19 protein-coding genes are annotated in these 22,780 nt (G+C 63.2%); 10 read left to right on the top strand and 9 right to left on the bottom strand.

From position 1 onward, the window contains the following. Positions 1 to 9 precede the first annotated feature (9 nt). The 7 genes from GGD57_RS09065 (at position 10) to GGD57_RS09035 (ending at position 7,861) form a co-directional block, all read left to right on the top strand. On the top strand, positions 10 to 1,509 hold the full coding sequence (locus GGD57_RS09065; RefSeq protein ID WP_184468880.1) for a type II and III secretion system protein family protein: 1,500 nt from the start codon (positions 10 to 12) through the stop codon (positions 1,507 to 1,509). Beyond that, entirely contained in the window at positions 1,506 to 2,264 is a 759-nt protein-coding gene (locus GGD57_RS09060; protein ID WP_184468878.1) for a CpaD family pilus assembly protein, read from the top strand. Before GGD57_RS09065 ends, GGD57_RS09060 begins: the two co-directional genes overlap by 4 nt. A 14-nt stretch (positions 2,265 to 2,278) precedes the next feature. Beyond that, entirely contained in the window at positions 2,279 to 3,556 is a 1,278-nt protein-coding gene (locus GGD57_RS09055; RefSeq protein ID WP_184468876.1) for an AAA family ATPase, read from the top strand. Positions 3,557 to 3,644: 88 nt separating this feature from the next. Beyond that, entirely contained in the window at positions 3,645 to 5,120 is a 1,476-nt protein-coding gene (locus GGD57_RS09050) for a CpaF family protein (protein ID WP_085735648.1), read from the top strand. Positions 5,121 to 5,125: 5 nt separating this feature from the next. After that, a complete protein-coding gene (locus GGD57_RS09045; RefSeq protein WP_184468874.1) occupies positions 5,126 to 6,133 on the top strand; it encodes a type II secretion system F family protein in 1,008 nt (335 codons plus the stop codon). Positions 6,134 to 6,148: 15 nt separating this feature from the next. Beyond that, positions 6,149 to 7,135 (top strand): type II secretion system F family protein, encoded by a 987-nt coding sequence (locus GGD57_RS09040; RefSeq protein WP_184468873.1) that lies wholly within the window; start codon positions 6,149 to 6,151, stop codon positions 7,133 to 7,135. A 75-nt stretch (positions 7,136 to 7,210) separates the two neighbouring features. Continuing rightward, the gene (locus GGD57_RS09035; RefSeq protein WP_184468871.1) at positions 7,211 to 7,861 is read left to right on the top strand and encodes a LysE family translocator; all 651 of its coding nucleotides are present in this window, start codon (positions 7,211 to 7,213) and stop codon (positions 7,859 to 7,861) included. A gap of 155 nt (positions 7,862 to 8,016) precedes the next feature. On the opposite strand, the gene GGD57_RS09030 is transcribed toward GGD57_RS09035, so the two are convergent. Continuing rightward, positions 8,017 to 8,856, bottom strand: coding sequence for a tetratricopeptide repeat protein (locus GGD57_RS09030; protein WP_184468869.1), 840 nt, complete (start codon positions 8,854 to 8,856; stop codon positions 8,017 to 8,019). Between the two features lie 142 nt (positions 8,857 to 8,998). Between GGD57_RS09030 and GGD57_RS09025 the strand changes: the two genes are divergently transcribed. The 3 genes from GGD57_RS09025 to GGD57_RS09015 all read left to right on the top strand — a co-directional run bounded on the left by GGD57_RS09025 (position 8,999) and on the right by GGD57_RS09015 (position 11,814). Continuing rightward, positions 8,999 to 10,390, top strand: coding sequence for a leucyl aminopeptidase family protein (locus GGD57_RS09025; protein WP_184468867.1), 1,392 nt, complete (start codon positions 8,999 to 9,001; stop codon positions 10,388 to 10,390). 177 nt (positions 10,391 to 10,567) lie between these two features. Beyond that, a complete protein-coding gene (locus GGD57_RS09020) occupies positions 10,568 to 10,918 on the top strand; it encodes a MarR family transcriptional regulator (RefSeq protein ID WP_010067789.1) in 351 nt (116 codons plus the stop codon). A 38-nt stretch (positions 10,919 to 10,956) separates the two neighbouring features. Then, entirely contained in the window at positions 10,957 to 11,814 is an 858-nt protein-coding gene (locus tag GGD57_RS09015; RefSeq protein WP_184468865.1) for an NlpC/P60 family protein, read from the top strand. Here the strand turns inward: GGD57_RS09015 and GGD57_RS09010 are convergent. The 8 genes from GGD57_RS09010 to GGD57_RS08975 form a co-directional block, all read right to left on the bottom strand. After that, positions 11,807 to 13,195: an amidase gene (locus tag GGD57_RS09010; RefSeq protein WP_184468863.1), complete on the bottom strand. Its 1,389-nt coding sequence runs from the start codon at positions 13,193 to 13,195 to the stop codon at positions 11,807 to 11,809. The genes GGD57_RS09015 and GGD57_RS09010 overlap by 8 nt on opposite strands. Before the next feature lie 31 nt (positions 13,196 to 13,226). After that, entirely contained in the window at positions 13,227 to 14,087 is an 861-nt protein-coding gene (locus tag GGD57_RS09005) for an ABC transporter permease (protein WP_184468861.1), read from the bottom strand. Between the two features lie 3 nt (positions 14,088 to 14,090). Further along, entirely contained in the window at positions 14,091 to 15,038 is a 948-nt protein-coding gene (locus tag GGD57_RS09000; protein ID WP_184468859.1) for an ABC transporter permease, read from the bottom strand. A gap of 272 nt (positions 15,039 to 15,310) precedes the next feature. After that, on the bottom strand, positions 15,311 to 16,840 hold the full coding sequence (locus tag GGD57_RS08995; protein ID WP_184469167.1) for an ABC transporter substrate-binding protein: 1,530 nt from the start codon (positions 16,838 to 16,840) through the stop codon (positions 15,311 to 15,313). A gap of 139 nt (positions 16,841 to 16,979) precedes the next feature. Further along, entirely contained in the window at positions 16,980 to 17,900 is a 921-nt protein-coding gene (locus GGD57_RS08990) for a LysR family transcriptional regulator (protein WP_184468857.1), read from the bottom strand. A 53-nt stretch (positions 17,901 to 17,953) separates the two neighbouring features. Further along, positions 17,954 to 18,943, bottom strand: a complete 990-nt coding sequence (locus tag GGD57_RS08985) for a P1 family peptidase (protein ID WP_184468855.1) — start codon at positions 18,941 to 18,943, stop codon at positions 17,954 to 17,956. A 125-nt stretch (positions 18,944 to 19,068) separates the two neighbouring features. Continuing rightward, positions 19,069 to 19,263 carry a hypothetical protein gene (locus GGD57_RS08980; protein ID WP_008525170.1) on the bottom strand — a complete coding sequence of 65 codons (195 nt, stop codon included), beginning with the start codon at positions 19,261 to 19,263 and terminating at the stop codon, positions 19,069 to 19,071. Between the two features lie 522 nt (positions 19,264 to 19,785). Next, entirely contained in the window at positions 19,786 to 22,707 is a 2,922-nt protein-coding gene (locus tag GGD57_RS08975) for an aminotransferase (RefSeq protein ID WP_184468854.1), read from the bottom strand. Positions 22,708 to 22,780 lie beyond the last annotated feature (73 nt).

Genomic DNA, 22,780 nt, shown 5'->3' with positions numbered 1-22,780 from the left:
GACGTGCAAATGGGCAATTCAACGCGGCGCACCCGGCTTCTCCTGACAGGCTGCCTTTCGCTGGCAGTCGGCGTCTCCGGAACGGCGCCGGCCTCTTTCGCGCCGTTTCTCGGGGCAGGCGAGGCACGTGCCGATTCCGACAATCTGATCCGCATCTCTCAGACCGGCCGCGATGCCCACCGCCGGCTGAAGCTCGGACTGAACAAGGCCGTTGTCGTCGATCTGCCGCAGGATGCACATGATATCCTGGTATCCGATCCGACCATGGCCGATGCCGTGACCCGCACTTCGCGGCGCATCTACCTGTTCGGCAAGAAGGTCGGCCAGACGAATATCTTCGTCTTCGGCGCTGATGGACAGGAGATCGTCAATCTCGACATCGAGATCGAGCGTGACGTCTCCGGCCTCGAAGTCAATCTCCGCCGCTTCATTCCGGACTCCAACATCAACGTCGAAATCGTCTCCGACAATATCGTGTTGACCGGCACCGTGCGCACGCCGCAGGACGCCACGCAAGCGGCCGATCTGGCGCAGGTCTTCCTGAAGGGTGGCGAGGCGACGACCAGAACCGAGACGGCATCCGGCACCGGCGGTGACAGCTCGGTAGCGCTCTTTGCCGAAGGCCGCCAGGCCTCGCAGGTCGTCAATCTCCTGCAGATAGAGGGTGAGGACCAGGTCACCCTCAAGGTGACGATCGCCGAGGTACGCCGCGAGGTGCTGAAGCAGCTCGGTTTCGACAATCTCGTTTCCAATTCCTCCGGCATGACGGTCGCCCAACTCGGCAGCCCCAGTGCCGACAGCGCCACATCGACGGTTGGCGGCGGCCTGGCGGCTCTCTTCAAGAGCACGATCGGCAAATACGACATCTCCACCTACCTCAACGCGCTGGAGCAGGCCAAGGTTGTCAAGACGCTCGCCGAGCCGACGCTGACGGCGATATCGGGGCAGGCAGCGACCTTCAATTCCGGCGGCCAACAGCTTTATTCGACGACCGACAGCGATGGCAACGTCACCGTCACGCCGTTCAACTACGGTATCAACCTCGCCTTCAAGCCTGTCGTGCTGTCATCGGGACGCATCAGCCTGCAGATCAAGACCAATGTTTCCGAACCGGTGGCCGGCAGCGGCAACGCCACCTATCAGCGCCGTTCGGCGGAGACTTCGGTGGAACTGCCCTCCGGCGGTTCGATCGCGCTCGCCGGCCTGATCCGCGACAACGTGTCCCAGACGATGGGCGGCACGCCCGGCGTTTCGAAGATCCCGCTGCTCGGGACGCTGTTCCGACAGAAGGGTTTCGAGCGTCAGGAAACCGAGCTCGTCATCATCGCGACTCCATATCTGGTGCGCCCGGTGGCGCGCAATCAGCTCAACCGGCCGGACGATAATTTCAGCCCCGAGAACGACGGCGCAACCTTCTTCCTCAACCGTGTCAACAAGGTCTACGGCCGCCGCGAGGCACCCGTCGCCGATGCGCAGTTCCACGGCTCGATCGGGTTCATCTACAAATGAGCGGGGCGCGATCGGCAGCAATGGACGAGAACAGAGATCAGGCGATGGCCCATATGAAATCGACGACACCCCGCCTCGGAATCTCGAAGGCGCTTCTGTCTGCAGCCGCCATTTCTGTGGCGATCCTTTCCGGATGCGCCGGCCCGCACGACCAGCTGACAACAGGCGGTATTCCGGATGATTATCGCGCCCGCCACCCGATCATCGTGACGGAGGCCGAGCAGACGGTGGATATACCCGTCGCCTCCACCGATCGCCGCCTGACCAGCGCTCAGCGTGACCTCATCCGCGGTTTTGCCGCAAACTACACCGCGCGCGCCTCGGGTCCGGTTTACGTGCTGTCGCCGCAAGGCTCGCCGAATTCAGCGGCAGCCTATCAGCTGCGCAATCAGGTCCGTGCCGAGTTGGCTTCGAGGGGAATAGCAAGCTCGAAAATCATCTACACCTCTTACGCCGCAGCCGGGCCCGGCGACGCGGCGCCGATCCGGCTGAGCTTTACCGGCACCACCGCAATCACCACGCAATGCGGTCAGTGGCCGAAAGACATTTCGAGCGATCTCACCAACCAGAATTATTATAATTTCGGCTGCGCCTCGCAGAACAACCTTGCCGCCCAGGTCGCTAATCCCGAGGACTTGGTGGCGCCTCGCGGTATGACCCCGATCGACGCACAGCGGCGCAATAACGCGATCCAGGAATATCGGACGACGACGTCGACGATCGAAGATGTCGCCGGCAGCGACAGCAGCTTCTGAGGCGGAACGGGACGATGAGCGCGATCGAATACGAAATCAAGAATCCCAGCGAGCTTCGCCACGCCGAAGAGGCAGTACGGATGGCGGATCTGGAAAATATGCGGCCGCTGCCGCGCATCTCAGTGCATGCCTTCTGCGAGAGCGAGGCGCTCCAGCATATCATGGAACGCTGCGCCAACGACCGGCGCGTGGCCAAGGTCAGCATGCGCATCACCAGCGGCGGCATCGCCGCTGCCGCCAATATGTTTTCCGGCGCCCCGACGCCGAACCTCATCATCCTCGAGACCAAGGCGAATGCGGCAAACCTCCTCGGCGAACTCGCGCCGCTCGCCGCCGTCTGCGATCCGACGACCAAGGTCGTCATTATCGGTTACTACAACGATATCGGGCTCTATCGCGAGCTCATCCGCAACGGCATATCCGAATATATGGTCCAGCCCGTCGCCATGCCCGATATTCTGGCGTCGATGGCATCGATCTTCGTCGATCCGGAAGCCGAGCCGCTCGGCCGCAGTGTCGCCTTCATCGGCTCGAAGGGCGGCACCGGCGCTTCGACCATCGCCCACAATTGCGCCTTCGGCATTTCCAATCTCTTCTCCACCGAGACGATTCTCGCCGATCTCGACCTGCCCTACGGCACGGCCAATATCGACTTCGACCAGGATCCGGCCATGGGCATCGCCGAAGCGGTCTTCGCGCCCGATCGTCTCGACGAGGTCTTCCTCGACCGCCTGCTGACGAAATGCTCCGAGCATCTTTCCCTGCTTGCGGCCCCCTCGCTGCTCGACCGCGCCTATGATTTCGACGGCCAGGCCTTCCAGCCGGTGCTCGATGTCCTGCAGCGCAGCGCGCCCGTCACCGTGCTCGATGTTCCGCATGCATGGTCGGAATGGACGCGCTCGGTGCTATCAAGTGTCGACGAAGTGGTCATCGCAGCGGTTCCCGATCTCGCCAACCTGCGTAATGCCAAGAACATGCTGGACGCGCTGCGCAAGATGCGGCCGAACGACAAGCCGCCGCATCTCGTCCTCAATCAGGTCGGCATGCCGAAACGCCCGGAGATTTCACCGTCGGATTTCTGCGAGCCGCTGGAGATCGATCCGATCGCGATCATTCCCTTCGACATCAATCTTTTCGGCAATGCCGCCAATAGCGGCCGGATGATCTCGGAAGTCGACCCGAAGTCGCCGACGGCGGAAACTTTTTCGCAGATATCGCACATCGTCACCGGCCGTGTCGCGATCAGGAAGGCGAAGAAGGGCGGCCTGCTGGGCCTCCTGAAGCGCAAGTAGACGATGAGCAATTCCAGCGAAACTGCGCAGCGGTTTGCGTCCGGAGTTGCGTGAAAACAAAAAGTTCGAGCAGATTGGATTAAGCGGTATGTTTGGAAAACGCGGAAACGAAGGTTCCGGAAAGGTCGGAGGAGCGATTGCTCCTCCGCCGCCGGCTCCGGCCGCAGCCCCTGCGGCCTCTTCCCCCTCTATTCTGGTCGAACCCTCGCGCGAGCCTGCACGACAGCAGGTGACGCCGCCGCCGATGCAGACGCCGCAGCGCAAGCGCCCTGTCCGCACCGATGAATATTACGACACCAAGGCGCAGGTCTTTTCCGCGCTGATCGATACGATCGATCTCTCGCAGCTTTCCAAGCTCGACGGCGAAAGTGCGCGCGAGGAAATCCGCGACATCGTCAACGACATCATCACCATCAAGAACTTTGCGATGTCGATCTCCGAGCAGGAAGAGCTGCTCGAGGATATCTGCAACGACGTTCTCGGCTACGGTCCGCTGGAGCCGTTGCTGGCGCGCGACGACATCGCCGACATCATGGTCAATGGCGCCGGCCAGACCTTCATCGAAGTCGGCGGCAAGACGATCGAATCGGAGATCCGCTTCCGCGACAATGCGCAGCTTCTCTCGATCTGCCAGCGCATCGTCAGCCAGGTCGGCCGCCGCGTCGACGAATCGAGCCCGATCTGCGACGCCCGCCTGCCTGATGGCTCGCGTGTCAACGTCATCGCACCGCCGCTGTCGATCGACGGGCCGGCGCTCACCATCCGCAAGTTCAAGAAGGACAAGCTGACGCTCGATCAGCTCGTCCGCTTCGGCGCGATCACGCCGGAAGGCGCGACCGTGCTGCAGATCATCGGGCGGGTGCGCTGCAACGTCGTCATTTCAGGCGGCACCGGCTCGGGCAAGACGACGCTTTTGAACTGCCTCACCAACTATATCGACAGGGATGAACGCGTCATCACCTGCGAGGATACCGCCGAACTGCAGCTGCAGCAGCCGCATGTCGTGCGGTTGGAAACACGCCCGCCGAATATCGAAGGCGAGGGCGAGATCACCATGCGCGATCTCGTCAAGAACTGCCTGCGTATGCGTCCCGAGCGCATCATCGTCGGCGAAGTGCGCGGACCAGAAGTTTTCGACTTGCTGCAGGCGATGAACACCGGTCACGACGGCTCGATGGGCACCATCCACGCCAACACGCCGCGTGAATGCCTGAGCCGTATCGAATCAATGATCGCCATGGGCGGCTTCACCCTGCCGGCAAAGACGGTGCGCGAGATTATTTCGAGTTCGGTGGACGTCATCGTTCAGGCCGCACGTCTTCGCGACGGTTCGCGCCGTATCACCCAGATCACTGAGGTGATCGGCATGGAAGGCGACGTCATCATCACCCAGGACCTGATGCGCTACGAGATCGAGGGCGAGGACGCGGGTGGCCGCCTGATCGGCCGGCACATGTCGACCGGCATCGGCAAGCCGCATTTCTGGGATCGCGCCCGCTACTTCAACGAGGAAAAGCGTCTTGCCGCCGCCCTCGACGCGATGGAAGCGAAAACGAAGGAATAGGCGAAATGTTCGGGTTCGATCCGATAGTGCTGGCCATCACCGTCCTCGCCGCCGTCTCTGCGGCGGCGGTCGCCTATGCCCTGTTGTTTTCCCGGATCGAGGCCGACAAGAAATCGGCAAGCCGCATCAACCGCGTCAAATCGGCCGAAGTCGACCGGGTCAAGGTCAAGGCTGCGCGCGATCGGGTGCAGGAGCTGTCGAAGCGCCGTAAATCGGTGCAGGACAATCTCAAGGATCTGGAAAAGCGCCAGCACGAAAAGACCAAGAAGACTCTGTCGCTGAAGTCCAGGCTGGTGCAGGCCGGTCTGGCGATCACGGTGGCGAAATTCTATCTCATCAGTGCCATCTTCGCCTGCGTGCTGCTGCTCGTGGCCTTTGTCGTCGGGGCATCCCCGATGGTGATGATCGGTATCGCCGTCGTCGCCGGTCTCGGCCTGCCGCGCTGGATCGTCGGCTTCCTGATCAAGCGCCGGCAGAACAAGTTCCTCAACGAGCTCCCCAATGCGCTCGACGTCATCACCCGCTCGATCAAATCGGGTCTGCCGCTCAACGATGCGATCCGTCTGATCGCCACCGAAGGCACCGAGCCGGTCAAGAGCGAGTTCCGCCGCGTGATCGAGGCGCAGCAGGTGGGGCTCAGCATTCCCGACGCCTGCGCGCGCATGACGCTCCATATGCCGCTTCAGGAAGTCAACTTCTTCGCCATCGTCATCGCCATCCAGTCGCAGGCCGGCGGCAATCTCTCCGAAGCAATCGGCAACCTCTCCAAGGTGCTGCGCGAGCGCAGAAAGATGAAGGCCAAGGTCCAGGCATTGTCCATGGAAGCCAAGGCGTCGGCCGTCATCATCGGCGCTCTGCCCTTCATCGTCGCGACCCTCGTCTATCTCACCTCGCCGAACTACATGATGATCCTTTTCACCGATCCGCGCGGCCACCTCATCATGGGCATTTCGGGGATCTGGATGTCGATCGGCATCTTCGTCATGCGCAACATGGTCAATTTTGACATCTAGCCGGAAGGACGCACCATGTCGCAGGACCTTGCCGCAACCCTCACCAATCCGAGCATGCTGATCGCGCTCCTCGTCGCGATCGCCGTCTTCGCCACCTTTTACACGATTGCCATCCCCTTCTTCGAACGTGGCGATCTCAGCAAGCGGATGAAGGCCGTTTCGACCGAGCGCGAGCAGATCCGCGCACGCGAACGCGCCCGTATGAATACCGAACCCGGCGCAAGCAAGGCCTCGCTCCGCAGCCAGAACAACCGTTCGGTCCGCCAGATCGTCGAGCGCTTCAACCTGCGCAAGGCGCTGGTCGACGACAATACGGTCAACAAGCTGCGCGCGGCCGGCTTGCGCTCGGAAAATGCGCTGAATACCTTCCTCGTCGCGCGTTTCCTGCTGCCCTTCCTGTTTCTGGCGCTTGCCGCCTTCTGGGTCTTCGGCCTCGGCAATCTCGCCGAAAGAGGCATGCCCATCCGCCTCTTCGCCATCATCGGCGTCGGTTATCTCGGTTTCTACGCGCCGAACATCTATATCTCGAACCGCATGGGCAAACGCCAGCACTCGATCAAGCGCGCCTGGCCGGATGCGCTGGACCTGATGCTGATCTGCGTCGAATCTGGCATCTCGATCGAGGCTGCGATGCGTCGCGTGTCGGAAGAACTCGGCGAGCAGTCGCCGGCGCTCGCCGAAGAAATGGTGCTCACCACGGCCGAGCTCTCCTTCCTGCCGGATCGCCGCGTGGCGCTCGAAAATCTTGCGACGCGCACCCAGATCGAGCTGGTCCGCTCGGTGACCCAGGCGCTGATCCAGGCCGATCGCTACGGCACGCCGGTCGCCCAGGCGCTGCGCGTTCTCGCCCAGGAAGGACGCGACGAGCGCATGAACGAAGCGGAAAAGAAGGCGGCCGCCCTGCCGCCGAAACTGACAGTGCCGATGATCCTGTTCTTCCTGCCGGTGCTGATCGCCGTCATTCTCGGTCCGGCCGGCATCCAGGTGTCGGACAAGTTCTGATGCCTGACGCCGTTAAATCGATTCCGGTTTAAGCGATTATGCCGTAACCTTGCGATCGCAAACGAGGGTTCCCGGATGTCTTCTGCAGGCGTTTTCATCAGCATCATGGCGGCCCTGGCCGTCGGGGCCATGAGCCCCGGCCCGAGCTTCGTCGTCGTCTCCAGGATTGCCATTTCGCGGTCGCGGCTGGACGGTCTTGCGGCCGCGCTCGGCATGGGCGCCGGCGGTGTGGTTTTTGCCGTGCTGGCGCTCGCCGGTCTGACGGCGCTGTTGTCGCAGTTCGAATGGCTCTATGTGCTGCTGAAAGTCGCCGGCGGCGCCTATCTCATCTATATCGCCGTCAACATCTGGAGAGGTGCTGCGCGGCCGCTCGAGGTTTCCGACGCCGTCCATAGCCACAGCGTGCCCCATAGCCACCGCACGCGGATGCGCAGCTTCACGACCTCTGTGCTGACCCAACTCAGCAACCCGAAGACCATCATCGTCTATGCCAGCCTCTTTGCCGCGCTCCTGCCCAGGACGGTACCGCTTGATCTCATGATTGCGCTGCCGCTCGGCGTCTTTGCGGTGGAAGCTGGTTGGTATTCGATCGTGGCATTCGCCTTTTCGGCCCGCCATCCACGGCGGCTCTATCTCGCTGCGAAGAGCTGGATAGACCGGGCCGCCGGTGCCGTCATGGGCGGCCTTGGCCTTCGTCTCATACTTTCGGGTCTGAGCGCCCGCTAGAACAGGATGATTTGATGCCGGGTCGGCCTTAAATCTGAATCCTGATCTGAATTAGAGAGTTAGAGGATGATGTCGTCCGAAAACCGCTCACACTTTTCGGCATCATGCTCTGAGAAGGCCCCGGACTGTCGGATGATACGATCCGGGTCATTCTGTCAGTTGGTATTGCTGCCGTTCGCCGCTCCCGGCGTCTTGTCCTTGGCGGCGAGTTTCTGCCAGGAATTCTGTTGCGAGAGCATGCCGCGGAGATAGGCGACATTGGCATCGGCCTGTTGTGGCGAAAGTTCGCGCCGGGCGATCTGCTCGGCCTCCGGGAAACGTCCCTGCAGGCCGACGACCAGGGCAAGGTTCTGCCTGACGCGGCTGTCGGCGGTCGGCTGGCTGGCGGCCGAGCGCAGATAGGTTTCGGCGGTGCGCAGATCGCCGGTCAGCACATAGGACATGCCGAGGTTGGAAAGGATCGACGGCTCGTTCGGCTGGATGTCGAGCGCGTCGCGGTAGCGCTGTCTGGCGTCGCTTGCCTTGCCCATCTGGTCGAGGATCGCGCCCTCGGCCGAGATCAGCCTCCAGTCCGGACGGTCCGGTGTCTGGGCGCGGCCGATCGTGTCGAGCGCCTGCTGGAACTGGCCGGCTGCCGCCTGCGCCTTGCCGTAGGCGGCCAGTACATTGCGGTCGCCGGGATTGGCGATCGCCACCTGCTGCATGACCGCGAGCGCCTGCGTATCGCGGCCGTTCATCCGCAGCAGATTGGCATAATTGACGCCGGTGACGGGATCGCGCGGGTTCTTTTCATAGGCCTGGCCGAGCCGGTCGGTCGCCGAGCGCAACTCGGTCGCGTCCATCTCTTCGACCGGCTTGGTGAGCTTCGGCACCGAGCCTGTCGTCATCCGGTCCTTGGTCGTCGTCGAGCAGCCGGCAAGCGCCAGGACGATCAGCGATGCCGCAGCGCCCTGCAGGATACGATTGGTGAATGTGGTTGTGAGCGAGGCAGGCATGATGCGTTCCTGGATTCCGAAATCGGCGCCTGACCTCGAACGCGGAACAGGAAAGGTTTGACGCAATCTTCGCTCCAGCAATAGTCTGTTAACCCTAACAGACCGTTAAGGAACGATTCCTGACGACCGCCGAAGGACGATCATGGCCCCCTATCAGTTTATCGAGAGACCGACCCCTTTCAACACGAAGGGCGGTTCGACGCTGCCGATCTTTGCCGTCACCCCTGCCCATATCGAGACCGGCACGATCGATCCGATCGCGCTCGACTGGGCGCGCAAGGCGGACTACAGGGCCGAAAGCGGATCGCTGCTGCTGATCCCGACGGCCGACGGCCATCTCGGTGGCGCGCTTTTCGGCCTCGGCACCAATCCATCGGAGCAGCCTTACATCACCGGCAGGCTCGCCCGCGCGCTGCCCGCCGGCGACTGGCACATCGAGACCGCACCGCTGACGGCAAATCGCCTGGCCCTTGGCTTCGGGCTCGGCAGCTACCGTTTCGACCGTTACAAATCCGAAAAATCGCCGGCGGCGACGTTGATGATTCCCCGTGATGCCGACAGCGCCGACATCAAGCGCCAGCTCGCCGGCGTCTTTCTCGCCCGCGACCTGATCAACACGCCGACGAACGACATGGGGCCGGACCAGCTCGAGGCCGTTTTCCGTGGCCTGGCCGCCCATTACAAGGCGGAGATGTCGGTTATATCTGGCGACGACCTGCTCAAGCAGAACTTCCCGCTGGTCCACACCGTCGGCCGCGCCAGCGCCGATGCGCCGCGCCTTCTCGAGCTGCGCTGGGGCAAGAAGGGTCATCGCAAGGTGACGCTCGTCGGCAAGGGCGTCTGCTTCGATACCGGCGGCCTCGACATCAAGCCCGCCGCCTCGATGCTGCTGATGAAGAAGGACATGGGTGGTGCCGCCAATGTCATGGGGCTTGCCCTGATGATCATGGACGCGAAGCTGAAGGTCGACCTGCGCGTCATCGTGCCGGTCGTCGAAAACGCCATCTCGTCCAACGCCTTCCGCCCCGGCGACATCTATCGCAGCCGCAAGGGCCTGACCGTCCAGATCGACAATACCGACGCCGAAGGCCGTCTGATCCTTGCCGATGCGCTTGCCTATGCCGACGAGGAAGAGCCTGAACTCCTGATCGATATGGCGACGCTGACCGGTGCTGCCCGCGTTGCGCTGGGTCCGGATCTGCCGCCCTTCTTCACAGACGACGCCAATCTTGCGCATGACCTGACCGAAGCGAGCCTGGAAACGGACGACCCGATCTGGCGCCTGCCGCTCTATTCCGGCTACGAAAAGGATATCCGCACCAAGTTCGCCGACCTCACCAACGCGCCGGCCGGCGGCATGGCGGGAGCGATCACCGCCGCCCTCTTCCTCAAGCGTTTTGTCAGCAAGACGAAGAGCTGGGCGCATTTCGACATTTACGGCTGGGCTCAGTCCGAGCGGCCGCATTCGCCGGGCGGCGGCGAATCACAGGCGATTCGCGCGCTCTTCCACCACATCCGCGAGAGCGTGCGCTGACACCAGACGCAAAATCAGCGCCGAGCCGCATGGCATGATGGGATTCATGCCATGCGCGCCGGTGCCGATCGTTAAAATTTTATTCACCTTGCCGGGCGGCAATTTCCAGCGCCCCTTGCATGTGCATGGCAACTGCCGGAAAATGAAACGCTAGCGTAACGATTTTCCGGAGGGGCCGTGCCGATCGAACTGACCGCCTCGCAGGCGCTGGGGCTCTGGCATGGCGTGGCGCTCGATCAGGTCCGCCACGATGACCGCGATTTGACGTTGCGCCAGATGGCGATCCTGCTGCATATCTATCTGGTACCGCCGCCGCATACGGTGCGCGGGCTTGCTGCGACACTTGACGTCACCAAGCCGGTCATTACGCGAGCCTTGGATACGATGGGCGAGATGGGCCTGGTCGACCGCGTCCGCGACGATGCCGACCGGCGTAACGTCATTATCAAGCGGACGGTCGGTGGTGCGCTCTATCTGGAAAAGCTCGGCGATCTCGTTCGGGATCAGGGACGCCGGTTGCCGATCTAAAAAGGGCGATCTGACGGGCGATGTGAAAGGAATTCCAAATGACGATGCTCGACCGCCGGCTGCACGCCTATAGGCCGGATCTCGCCGAAGCGGGGCTCGAAGGCAAGGTGGAGGCGTCGCGCTTCGTGCAAGGCGCCCCGGCCCGCATTGCCGTTCCGGTCGTGGCCTTGCGCCCCGAACCGGATCTTGCGCGCGGCATCGATACCGAACTGCTTCTCGGCGAAGACGTGACGGTTTTCGACCGCGCCGGTGGTTGGTGCTGGGTGAAGGCCGCCTCGGACGACTATGTCGGTTATCTCCCCGCAGAAGCGCTTTCGCAAGGCCAGCCGGCGCCGACCCATGTCGTCACCGTGCCGCGCAGCTTCCTCTATCCGGAGCCGGAACTGCGCAAACCGCACCAGGCCATCCTGTCGATGGGAAGCCGCATTCACGTCGCCGGCGAGGCGGAAGTGCGCGGCAATCACTACGTCGTGCTGACGGACGGCACGGCGATCTTCGCCAGCCACGTGCAGCCGATCGGCGCTCTCGAGGGTGCCGATTATGTCGCGATCGCCGCCCGTTTTCTGGAAACGCCCTATCTCTGGGGCGGCCGCTCCGGCCTCGGCATCGATTGCTCCGGCCTCGTGCAGCTGGCGATGCTGATGACCGGCAAAAATGCGCCGCGTGACACCGACATGCAGGCGGCCGGACTCGGCGAGCCGATCGACCGCGCCGAAATCCGCCGCGGCGATCTGGTGTTCTGGAAGGGGCATGTTGCCGTCTTCGAGGATCCGCAAACCATTCTCCACGCCAACGGCTACAGCATGACGGTGGCGCGCGAGAATTTCGAGGCCGCCGTCAAGCGCATCGGCCGGCTCTACGAGCAGCCGACCGGCTATCGCCGCCCGATCATCTGATTGGCCGCGGCCAGGATCTCACCCCGCCCGTCCAGTCCTCGAAGGCTTTCGACAGTCTCAGAACCAGCATGTCGTCAAAACGCGGCCCGACGATCTGCAGCCCGATCGGCATGCCCGACCGGGAGAAGCCGCAATTGATCGAGGCGGCCGGCTGCTCCGACATATTCCACGGCACGGTGAAACCGATATGCTCGAAGGGCAAGGCCGGATCGTTGGTCGGCGACGCCCAATCGGCGGGGTAGGAGACGATCGGATTGGTCGGCGACAGCAGGGCGTCGACCTGGGTGAACAACTGCCCGCAGCTCCTGCGCATCTCGATCGTCTGGTTGAAGCCCTTGACCGCATCGGCGCCGCTGATAGCGGCGCCACCCTTCGCCCAATCCCTGATATAGGGCAGGATACTGTCGCACCTGCTGTCGCCGAAATCGGCAATCTCGCCCCAGAGACGGGCGCGCCAGAAATTGTCGAGCCCATCCAGCATCGCCCGGGTCAGCACCGGCTGCACGGATAGGATGGTCGCGCCGGCTTTCTCGAAACGTTTCGCTGCCGATTCGACCGCCACCCTGATCTCGTCTTCCACGGCAAGCCCGCAGCCGGCATCGAGCATCAGCCCGATCCTCATGCCCGCTAAGTCGATGTCGAGATCCATCCAGTTGAAATCGTTTGGCGGCAGGCTGGTGCCGTCGCGCCAGTCCGGCCGTGACAGCGTCGCCATCGAGAAGGCGGCATCCTCGACCGTACGCGTCATCGGCCCGACGCAGCGCCCGACATAATAGGGGTCGGCGGGAATGCGCCCATGGCTCGGTTTGAAGCCGAAGATGCCGGTCCAGCCGGCCGGAAGCCGCACCGACCCGCCGATATCGGTGCCGATATGCAGCGGTCCGTAGCCGGCTGCCGCAGCAGCAGAAGCCCCGGCGCTCGATCCGCCGGGATTCTGCGACAGGTCCCAGGGGTTGCGGCTGAGCGGGTGAAAGCTCGAAAGGCCGGAGGAGAGCATGCCGTAATCGGGGCAGGTGGTCTTGGCGAAGATCACCGCCCCATCCTCCCGCAGCCGGGCGGCGGCCGGCGCATCGGCCTCTGCGGGCTTCAGCTCCATCGCCTTGGTGCCGAGCGGTACCGGCTGGCCCTTCGTGGCGATCAGTTCCTTCAGTGTCACCGGAATGCCGTCAAGCGCGCCGAGCGGTCGACCTTTCGCCCAGCGCGCCGTCGAAGCCTTCGCCTGCGCGCGCGCCCTTTCCGGATCATAGAGGTAGAGTGCCGAAATCGAAGGCTCCCAGGCGGCGATATGGTCTTCGAGGGCAAGCCAATATTCGAGCGGAGAGAGGCTTTTGTCGGTAAAGTGCTCCCGGAGTTCGCGGATGGTAAGGTCGGTTTCGGTCATCGCATCGTCTTTCGCACATCTCGGGAGGACATCAGCGGCTCGCCTCGCGCGGATCGAGAAGATCGCGCAAGCCATCGCCGAGCATGTTGAAACCGAAGACGGTGAGCGCGATGGCAAGGCCTGGCAGAATCGCCAGCCAGGGAGCGAGCGCCAGATAGGTCTGCGCGTCGGCAAGCATCCGGCCCCAGGTCGGCGCGGGCGGCGCCATGCCGAGCCCGAGGAAACTGAGACCCGCTTCGGTCAGGATGGCGAGCCCCAGCTGGATCGAGCCATGCACGATGATCTGGCTGATGATATTCGGCAGCACATGGCGCAGCGAAATGGTCAGGCGTGTATTGCCGATCGCCCGCGCGGCGAGCACATAGTCGCGGCTCCAGGCCTGCAGCGAGGTCGCAAGCGTCACTCGGGCAAAGACCGGGATCATGAAGACGGCTATTGCGGTGATTGCTGTGAACCGCCCCGGCCCGAGAAAGGCGCTGAGCACCATGGCCGACAGGATCGGCGGCAGCGCAAAGACGACATCGCAGAGGCGCATCAGCAGCGCTTCGAAAGGACCGCGGATCGCCGCCGCCGAAATGCCGGCGATTGAGCCGAGCGTCCCGCCGATCATAACCGCGGTAATGGCGATCGACAGAGAGTTCCAGCATCCCGCCATCAGCATCGACAGCACATCGCGGCCGAACTGATCGGTACCGAGCAGGCCGAAGGTAAGCGGCGGCTGCAGCTTGTGGACGATTTGCATCTTTGCCGGGGGCAGCGGCGTCCAGACGAGCGACAGCAGGGCAACCGTGACCAGCAGGCCGATAATCACCGCTCCGGACACCAGGTTTATTCGCCGGCTAAGTTTGAAGCTCCGGCGGCTGGCAATGGCGGCGGAAACGACAGAGGTCATGCGTCAGGCCGCCTTTCTCATCCTGGGGTCGATCGCCAGATAGGAGAGATCGACGAAGAAATTCACCACAATGACAAGGCCCGCGAAGAACAGCACCACGTCCTGCATGACGATGACGTCGCGCTGCGAGAGTGCCTGAAGCGCCAGCCGCCCGAGGCCCGGCAGGTTGAAGACATTTTCCACCAGCACCGCGCCGGCGACGAGAAAGGTGAATTGCAGCCCGATCATCGTCAGGATCGGGATCAGCGCATTCGGCACGACATGCCGCCACAACACCGCCCGGCGGGAAAGCCCCTTGGCGACAGCGGTGCGGGCAAAATCCTCATGCATCGTTTCGAGCACAGCCGAACGCGCCACCCGTGTCAGCACGCCCGCCTGCGGCAGCGCCAGCGCGACGGCCGGCATGACAAGCGCCTGCAACGCCGGCAGCAGACCGGCGCCCCAGCCCGGGAAACCGCCGGCCGGCATCAGCCCGAGCATGGTCGAAAACAGGATGATCAACAACAGCGCCACCCAGAAGGCGGGCACGGCGATGCTGATCTGCGAAAACAACGTTGCGATGATGTCGATGATACCGCCGCGGCGCGAGGCAGCCAGCACGCCGAGCGGCAAGGCAATCGCCACCGAGAGCACGATCGCCATCAGCGCCAGCGGCAGCGTCACCGCCAGCCGCTCGACGATCAATCCGGCGACCGGCACGCCATAGGTATAGGAATTGCCGAGATCGCCGGAGATCACACCGGCCAGCCATTGCCCGTAACGCAGGATGAGCGGCTGGTCGAGGCCGAGATCGTGACGCAGCGCCGCCAGCGTTTCCGGGCTCGCGGAGGTGCCGAGCATGATCGAAGCGGGGTCGCCGGGCAGGAGATCCATCACGGCGAAGATCAGCAGCGAAACGATAAGAAGGGTGATCAGGAGGCCGGCGAAGCGGCGAGCGAGGAGCGCGATCATGCGTGCCACGCTTTCGGTGCGGCTTTTGGAGGGTGGCCTTTTCGCTGGGCTTTCGACGGAATGCGACCGCCATCCCATCCACCCTCATTCCTGTCCTCGGGCTTGACCCGAGGGATGTCACAGGAATCCAGCCACGGCGCGTCGGCGCCGTGAATGACTGTCACCCAGGCAAGAGCGTCTCCCGCGCCCAAGGACAGGAATGAGGGATGGAGAGGGTGGTGACCGGCATTGAACGGCTTGCTATCCGGCTTCCCTTCGTTCATTTCCGCGCCTCACTCCTCCCAGGAAACCCCCGACAGCACATTCGACGGGATCGGCTCGTTCTCCCACAACCCCTTCAGCTTCCTGTCCCAGACGCCGAGTTTCGGCATGACGAAGAGGTAGAGCGCCGGCACGTCCTCGGCGAGGATCTTCTGCGCTTCGCCGTAGATCGCGTTCTGCGCGGCGGGATCGGTCGTCTCCTGGACCTTCTTCATCAGCGCGCTGAAGGCGGGGTTCTTATAGTTGAAATAATAGGGATCCCTGGAATAGATGTCGATGTCGAGCGGCTCGGCATGGGCGACGATCGTCATGTCGAAGTTGCGGTCCTTCATGATGTCCTGGACCCATTTCGCCGGAAATTCGGTGGGCTCGATATTCATCGTCACGCCGATCTCGGCAAACATCGCCTGCATCACCTCGGCACTGCGCGGCGCATAGGCCATTTGCGGCGATTTGATCGTGAAGGTGAAGCCGTTGGGATAGCCGGCTTCGGCCAGCAGCGCTTTCGCCTTTTCGACGTCATAGGGAAGCACGTCAGTCATATCCTGATAGCCCGGATCATTCGGCGTGTAGTGGCTGCCGATCGGCGTGCCGAGGCCGGACCACGCGCCGTCGATTACCGTCTTGCGGTCGATCGCCATCATCAGCGCCTGGCGCACGCGTTTGTCGTCGAACGGCTTCCTGGCATTGTTCATGCCGGCGACGACCTTCAGCTCGGTATTGCCGATCCGGGTGACGAGCCGCGCATCGCCGTCGAAAGAACTCATCAGCTCGGGTGCTGCAAATTCCGGAAAGGCATCGAGGTCGCCGGATTTCAGCGCTGCGGCCTGCGCCTGCGGATCGGCGATGAAGCGGAAGGTCACCTTGTCGAGCCTGGCGGCTGCATCCTTGTTCCAGTAATCGGCGTTTCTGGTGAGCTCCACCTTGTCGCCTTTCGCCCAGCCGGCGAATTTGAAGGGGCCGGTGCCGACCGGCGTCACCTTGTCGTCGGCCGCCGTCTTGGGCGCCACCATCACCGAGGCCGGCCAGCCGAGCCAGTAGATCAGGCTGCCGGTCGGTGCCGAGAGATGCAGCACCAGCGTTTCGGCATCGGGCGTATCGATCGAGGCGATCGAGGCAAAGAAGCGCTTTTGCGGATTGACCGAATCCGCGCCGCGGGCGCGGTCGAGCGAAAACTTGGCGGCGGCGGCATCGAAGGCCTCGCCGTCATGGAATTTGACGCCGGTCTGCAGCTTGAACGCATAGGTCAGGCCATCGGGCGAAATCTCCCAGCTTTTTGCCAGCTGCGGCTGGATCTTGCCGGCTTGGTCGATCCTCACCAGCCCCTCGAACACGTTCTGCCAGGTGACCTGGCCGATCGCCACCGGCGCGGCGATCGTCGGATCGAGGCCCGTGGGCTCGACGCTCATGCCGAGATTGAGGGTAGTCTTGGCCGCTTCCGCCGGCGTCATCGCCGTCATCACGACGCCGGCCGAAAGCATGGCACCGAGAGAAAGCTGTCTGATGAAGCGTGCTGAAGGCGCAAACGAAAGCTTGGTCATCATGTCCCTGTCCGGCCGCGTCGAAGGCCCTTGCGATGAGAATGTCACTGCGACAGTGCACACACAATGGCGATTTTGTGTGCTCAGTGTAGCCGAAAAAGCTACACCGCAAATCCGCGGCCAATGCAAGCCGGAAGCGTCAGGCTTTTGTCTCGGTCCGGCGGTTCGTGCGTTCGCGCATGAACCTCTCGATGAAGTCGAGCAGCTTGGTCGCCGCGAAGGACAGCTGCCGGTCCGGTGCGACGCAGAGATCGACATGGGTGCGGATGCCGGTCTTGCCGGCGAGTGGAATGGCAAGCAGCTGGCCCGCCTCGATTTCGCGGCGGACGGTCAGCGCCGGCAGCAGCGTCGCGGCCGCCCCGCTGAGCACGAGTTCCTTCAGCATTTCAAGCGAACTGGTGATGAAGACCGGGTCGAGACTCAGCCCCTCCTTCTCCAACAGCGCGTCGAAGGCCTGGCGGAAGCCGAAGGATTGATCCGGCAGCGCCAATGGGTAGTCGACGAGTTTCCGGATAGGGATTTCGGCATATGCGGCGGCCGGATGCTGCGGTGTGGTGATGAGATCATAGGCGATCTCGGAGCGCAGCCGCACTTTGGTGCCTGATATGACGGGCGCAAACAGCGTCACCGCGATATCCGCTTCGGCGCTGTTGACGGCATCGACGGCCTGCCGCGCGCTGGTGATCGTCACGCTGAAACGCAGCTGCGGGTATTTCAGGCTGAATTCGGCCAGCGCCGGAGCCAAGAGATTGGCGACGGTCGCACCATTGGCATAGATGCTGACACGGCCGCGCTGCAGGCCCTTCAGGTCTTCGATCAGCTGCTGCACGTGATCGAGTTCGCGCAATGTGCGGCCGGCGCGGGCAGCGAGCAGCTCGCCGGCCGCCGTCAGTTTGACGCCGCGGGCGCTGCGTTCGACGAGCGGCGCGCCGAAATGATATTCGAGGTTCTCGATCTGCCGGCTGATTGCGGTCGGCGCGACATTGAGGTTCTCGGCCGCCTGGCGCATGGAATTGGTCCTAACCAGTTCGTCGAAATACATCAGCGCCCGGATCTGCATTCACGTCTCTCCGCCATTCGGCATATTCGGGTTGCAACCCTATTCAATCGGCTTCAGTTCGGATAGCGGTCGCGCCATGCCTTTTGCGCGCCGTCGACCGGAAGGGCGCTCGCCTCATAGACGCCGCGGGCGATCGCCCGGGCCATGACGATGGTGGCGAGGTGGCAAAGCTCCATCAGGCTCGCCATGTCGTTCCTCCGATGCCTGGCCGTCGAAGCGGCAAAGACGGTATCGCCGTCAAGCGGCAGATGCGCCGGCAGCAGCGCCCGGGCAAAGCCGTCATGGCCGGCCAGCGAAAGGCGGTGCGCCTCGGCCTTCGTCAGCTGTGCGTCGGTCACGACAGCGCCGATCGTCGTCGCCGGCGTGTTCATGCCCTTGAGTCGCATCCGGTGGTCGGCCGCCGCAGGCATGCCGAGCCCGCCGAATTCGCCATCCTGCTCGAAGGGCGCCGCCCAGAAATGCGGCCCGTCGCCGATCGTTGCGGAGCCGAGTGCATTGACGGCAACGATCGCCGCGACGCGATGCCCGGCGCTGCTGACGGCGCTGGCCGAGCCGATCCCGCCCTTGACGGTGGCTGTCGTCGCCCCGGTGCCGGCGCCTGCGGTGCCGAGCGCGAAGACGCCCTTTGTCGCGGCCTTCAGTGCGGTGTAACCCATCTCACGATAGGGGGAATGAAGGCCCCAATCCTTGTCGCCGCCGTTCAGCAGGTCCATCAGGATGGCTTGCGGCACGATCGGAATCTTGACCGGCCCGACTGCAAAGCCGCGGCCCGCTTCGCGCAGGCCCGCTTGCGCGCCGCCGGCGGCATCCAGTCCAAAGGCGGAACCGCCCGAGAGCACGAAGGCATCGACGAAACTGACGGTCATGGATGGATCGAGCAGGCTGGTGTCGCGCCCGCCCGGCGCGCCCCCGAGCACCGTGCCGGACGCGACGGCTGGTTTGTCGAAGACGATGACGGTCACGCCGGACCCGAGCTCAAGATCGGTCGCATGCCCGACGGAGACGCCTTCGATGTCGGTGAGCAGATTGAGAAGATCGGGCAAGGGCTGATCCTGGTGGCGCTGATGCGGCCGATAGGACTGCAATTGCCCTCAAAAGACAAGACCGGCCCTTTCGGCAGGACCGGTCAGATCAGAAAGCCGCGAAAGCCGCTCGCGGCAACATGCCGTCAGGCATGAAGCGGCTTCGGATGACGGCGGGTCATCAGATCGTGGATGGCCAGCCGCACCTCGTCGGGCGAGCGGAAACGCTGCTCGTCGAGGTCGTGGACATGGAATTTCACGGCGATGAACTTCAACCGGTCTTCATCGGGGATGACGATCCCGACGGGAACGCCTGCATATTCGATAACTTGCTTCTTCATAGATAGAACTCCTGCCGCGCGACATGCACAGCCATGGCGAATTGACTTGTCTGGTACCGTTGAAAGGAGGACGAACGTCACATTCGACAGTTCGGGCGGGAGAGGGCGCCCGGACGGTCATTGCCAAGCACGGATCGCCCAGGCAGATCGGCGAGAATATCGATGTCTATCATGTCTCGTTCCTTGCGTTGGCGTTGCGCTTGAGTGGTCCCGGAAGAGCCCGGAGCCGGTGATGGCTGCCTTTGATAATCTACTAACTTGGTAGAGATTACCCGATGGCCTGCCAGAAACATATTCCGAAACGTGTCAAAATATCGACGATCCGAAAAAATTCATTCCGCCGAACTTTGAACTTACAGAAAGAAACATATCAGCTCTTCGTAAAATTCGCATGACAGAATCAGAGTTTCATCGATCACCGCGGCAGACATAGGAAGCCTGACTGTTTCAGGCAATGGGCCGTTTCGCGAAAAGTCAAAAAGCCTCGAAATGACCGATTTGGTTAACGCCGGTAGCCCTGCGTTACCAGCCTTCGTCGAGCACCTTTTCCAGCATGTCGGCGAAGAAATCGGCGCTTTCGATGCTGAGGCAGAGCGGCGGCTTGATCTTCAGCACATTTTGGTGATCGCCGGTCGGCTGCATGATGACGCCGAGTGCAAGCAGACGGTCGCAGATGGCAGCCGTCTCCTCCGTCGCCGGCTCCAGCGTCGTTCTGTCGCGGACGAATTCGAGGCCGAGATAAAGGCCCATGCCATGCACGGCGCCCGCGACCGGATAGCGGTCGATCAACGCCGCAAGCCGCGCCTTCAGATGATCGCCGACCGTCCGGGCATTTTCCTGCAGCTTTTCCTCGGCGATGATGTCGAGCACCGTCATCCCGGCGACGCAGCTGACCGGGCTGCCGCCGGTGGAGGAAAAGAATGCGCCCTCCTTCTCCAGCGACTGGGCGATCTCCCGCGTGGTAATGACGGCGCCGAGCGGATGGCCGTTGCCCATGCCCTTGGCGACGGTGATGATATCGGGCACGACCCCTTGCTGCTCGAAGCCCCAGAAATAATGTCCGAGCCTGCCATAGCCGACCTGCACTTCGTCGGCGATGCAGAGGCCGCCGCGGGCGCGCACCTCGGCATAGACCTGTGCGAGGTAACCGTCCGGCAGCGGAATGCCGCCCGCATTGCCATAGACCGATTCGCAGATGAAGCCTGCAAGACCTTCGCCGCCGGCGTCGATCGCCTCCAGTACTGGCGTGACGGCGCTGAGGTAGGCGCTCGCCGTGTCGGGACCGCGGAATGCGCCGCGATAGGTATTCGGCGAAACGACGGCATGCACCCAGTCGGGCCGGGTGGTCAGTGCCTGCGGATTGTCGGCGATCGAGGTGGAGACGGCGTCGCTCGCCGCTGACCAGCCATGATAGGCTTCGAGCAGGCAGAGCATGTTGCGGGCGCCGCTATGGGCTTGCGCCAGCCGAAGCGCCAGATCGTTCGCCTCCGAGCCGCTGTTGACGAGGAAGACCGTGTCGAGCCCATCCGGGGCCAGTGCGGCGAGGCGTTCGGAAAATTCCGTGATCGGGGCATAGTGAAAGCGTGAATTGGTGTTGAGCCGCAGCCATTGGGCGCTGATCGCTGCCGCGAGCTTGGGATGGCCATGGCCGAGAATGGAGACGTTGTTGACCATATCGAGATAGGCGCGGCCCTCGACGTCGAACAAATGCTCCCGCCAGCCGCGCTCGATCTGCGGCGGCGCCGCATAATAGTTCTTCTGCGCGCCGGCGAGATGCGCCTGCCGCCTGGCGAGCAGCTCGGTGCTGTCAGGTCGTGGCGCATCTGCTCCCGGGCCGAGAAGCGGCGAGGGAGAAGGGCAGAGCATCGACCATGCCGCTGTCTCGTGCGGTGTGGCAAAGAGCGGCGGCTCGAGCCCGGCGACGCTGCAAAGCTGAACGCGCACCCCGCCGAGCGACGTAGCCTCTCCGACAACCGTGCCGAGCGGGTCGCCGGCGGCAATCTCGGCTCCATCCTCGACCGCGAGCTCGAGCCCGTCGAGGTGAAGGGTCATGCTGTCGCCGGTCAGCGTCAGATGCTGGTCCTTCCAGCCGATGCGGCCGGCAAAGGGTGCTGCGACCGCGCTGCCCGCGGCAAGGCAGATGTCGACATGCAGGGCGCAGGTCGCCTGTCTCCTGGCGGTTCCCGCCCGGGAAAGCCGATATTCGCCGTAGCGCGTCGCGGCCGTCCCGTTTTCGGTCGCAGCGCGGGCAAGCAACCGCCAGTCCATGTCGGAATTCAGCCAGTTGCCTCCAGAAAAATGCGGGCTCCGCACCCCAAGGTCGACATAGGCGATCCCGGCGGGATCGATGTCGGGCAGCAGCGGCAGCCATCCCGATGTTTCCGGGGCGGCAGCATCGGCGCCGGCCGCCTTGAGGATCGCCGCTTCCATGAGCTCGAAGGGAACGGACATCGCCGTATCGAAGATCGCCCACTCGCGGTCGAGATTGCCGCGGACATAATCATTCTCCGGATCGACCGAAATCTGCTGTTCGCCGCTGGCGACGAGAATGACCGCGCGCGCGACCACCAATGGCCAGAGCGCCTTCAGCTCCTCCGAGGTCAGCGGATAGATCGCCTGATAGGCAGTGACGGCGGGCAGGATATGAAAAGGGTCGCCCTCTGCCTGATGCAGCAGCGAAGCGCAGGTGACGGCGAGGTCGCCGACCAGCCAGCCGCGGATGATGTCGCCGAAATCGATCACCCCGTCGGGGATGGTGTGGCCATGGGCATTGCGGTGACCGACGACATTGTCGCCGGTGACGTCGTGATGCACCGCCTGCAGCCGAAGCGACGGCGCTAGCGGCTGGATACGGCGAACGGCCATCACCATCGTCTTGGCGATCCGGTCGCGCGCTGCGCTGTCGGTGATGGCGGAAAGCAGCTGCACCGCGACCGGCCCAGCCCGCCTCAGATCCCATTGCAGGCTGCGGTCGAGGCCGGGATGGTTGAAATCGGCAAGCGCCTGCGCCAGCCTTGCGCAGAGGGCGCCGAGTGCGGCGACGGAGGCCGGCGCCACATGATTCAGCTCCGTCAGCCCCTGGCCTTCCAGATATTCCAGCAGCCGGACCTGGTAGCCCTGCCCGCGCACGGTCAGGACGACGATCTCGCGCCCGTCATTCGTGGCGATCACATTGGGAACGCGTGGCGCATCCTGCTTGCTCTTGAGGTGATGGATCGCTGCATTCTGCGCTTCGAGTTCGCGGGTCTCGTAGGCAGCATGGCAAATCTTCAGGACGTAGCGGCCGCGATCGCTATCGACGCGGTAGTTCCGGTCCTGCTGGCTGCCAAGTTCGGCAAGGGTGCCGGACAGGTTGTAATGGGCAAGAAGGATCTCTTCCGCGTCCGCGACGGTGACGTCCGGACGCGGCAGCGCCATGCGATCAACAAGCGCCTCGTCGGTCATGACCCCTCCCGCAGCATGATTCGATTACCTATTGGACGAGATAATCAAATACTTGCCGCTGGCAGGCAACGGG

The organism is Rhizobium esperanzae (assembly GCF_014197615.1).
Classification (GTDB): Bacteria; Pseudomonadota; Alphaproteobacteria; order Rhizobiales; family Rhizobiaceae; genus Rhizobium; species Rhizobium esperanzae_A.
The sequence above is the reverse complement of the archived record's forward strand: the minus strand, read 5'-3'. Positions and strand labels throughout refer to the sequence as shown.

Excerpts from the sequence above, each read along its gene's own strand:
- GGD57_RS09065 (WP_184468880.1), top strand. The coding sequence starts at position 10 with ATGGGCAATTCAACGCGGCGCACCCGGCTTCTCCTGACAGGCTGCCTT.
- GGD57_RS09060 (WP_184468878.1), top strand. The coding sequence starts at position 1,506 with ATGAGCGGGGCGCGATCGGCAGCAATGGACGAGAACAGAGATCAGGCG.
- GGD57_RS09055 (WP_184468876.1), top strand. The coding sequence starts at position 2,279 with ATGAGCGCGATCGAATACGAAATCAAGAATCCCAGCGAGCTTCGCCAC.
- GGD57_RS09050 (WP_085735648.1), top strand. The coding sequence starts at position 3,645 with ATGTTTGGAAAACGCGGAAACGAAGGTTCCGGAAAGGTCGGAGGAGCG.
- GGD57_RS09045 (WP_184468874.1), top strand. The coding sequence starts at position 5,126 with ATGTTCGGGTTCGATCCGATAGTGCTGGCCATCACCGTCCTCGCCGCC.
- GGD57_RS09040 (WP_184468873.1), top strand. The coding sequence starts at position 6,149 with ATGTCGCAGGACCTTGCCGCAACCCTCACCAATCCGAGCATGCTGATC.
- GGD57_RS09035 (WP_184468871.1), top strand. The coding sequence starts at position 7,211 with ATGTCTTCTGCAGGCGTTTTCATCAGCATCATGGCGGCCCTGGCCGTC.
- GGD57_RS09030 (WP_184468869.1), bottom strand. The coding sequence starts at position 8,856 with ATGCCTGCCTCGCTCACAACCACATTCACCAATCGTATCCTGCAGGGC.
- GGD57_RS09025 (WP_184468867.1), top strand. The coding sequence starts at position 8,999 with ATGGCCCCCTATCAGTTTATCGAGAGACCGACCCCTTTCAACACGAAG.
- GGD57_RS09015 (WP_184468865.1), top strand. The coding sequence starts at position 10,957 with ATGACGATGCTCGACCGCCGGCTGCACGCCTATAGGCCGGATCTCGCC.
- GGD57_RS09010 (WP_184468863.1), bottom strand. The coding sequence starts at position 13,195 with ATGACCGAAACCGACCTTACCATCCGCGAACTCCGGGAGCACTTTACC.
- GGD57_RS09005 (WP_184468861.1), bottom strand. The coding sequence starts at position 14,087 with ATGACCTCTGTCGTTTCCGCCGCCATTGCCAGCCGCCGGAGCTTCAAA.
- GGD57_RS09000 (WP_184468859.1), bottom strand. The coding sequence starts at position 15,038 with ATGATCGCGCTCCTCGCTCGCCGCTTCGCCGGCCTCCTGATCACCCTT.
- GGD57_RS08995 (WP_184469167.1), bottom strand. The coding sequence starts at position 16,840 with ATGACCAAGCTTTCGTTTGCGCCTTCAGCACGCTTCATCAGACAGCTT.
- GGD57_RS08990 (WP_184468857.1), bottom strand. The coding sequence starts at position 17,900 with ATGCAGATCCGGGCGCTGATGTATTTCGACGAACTGGTTAGGACCAAT.
- GGD57_RS08980 (WP_008525170.1), bottom strand. The coding sequence starts at position 19,263 with ATGAAGAAGCAAGTTATCGAATATGCAGGCGTTCCCGTCGGGATCGTC.
- GGD57_RS08975 (WP_184468854.1), bottom strand. The coding sequence starts at position 22,707 with ATGACCGACGAGGCGCTTGTTGATCGCATGGCGCTGCCGCGTCCGGAC.